The following is a 374-nucleotide window of genomic DNA, read 5'->3' as shown; positions in this document are numbered from 1 at the left end:
CACCGGCACCGAACAACAGGCCGGCGCCGCCGCCGTGACCGCCGTCCCCTCCAGTGGTGACGCCTTGCCCGCCGCTGCCGCCGACGCCGCCGTTACCGAACAGCGGGGCGGCGTTGCCGCCGGGGCCGCCGGCACCTCCGGCACTGCCGGCTACAAGGCCGAACCCGCCGGTGCCGCCCGCCCCACCGGCACCGAACAGCAGGCCGGCGTTGCCGCCGGCACCGCCGGCCCCCGCAATGGTGACGCCCTCCCCGCCGGTGCCGCCGACGCCGCCGTTGCCGAACAGCAGGCCGCCGTTGCCGCCGGGGCCGCCGGCACCTCCGGTCGTCCCGCTGGTGCTGCCGCCGACCCCCCCGGGTGCGCCGGGACCGAAC

1 pseudogene is annotated in these 374 nt (G+C 79.9%); it reads right to left on the bottom strand.

Going from position 1 to position 374, the window contains the following annotated elements:
* Positions 1-374 (bottom strand): annotated as a pseudogene (locus tag BST11_RS29435) (hypothetical protein); the annotation flags it as partial.

Origin of the sequence: Mycobacterium alsense (assembly GCF_002086635.1) — a bacterium.
GTDB lineage: Bacteria > Actinomycetota > Actinomycetes > Mycobacteriales > Mycobacteriaceae > Mycobacterium > Mycobacterium alsense.
The sequence above is the reverse complement of the archived record's forward strand: the minus strand, read 5'-3'. Positions and strand labels throughout refer to the sequence as shown.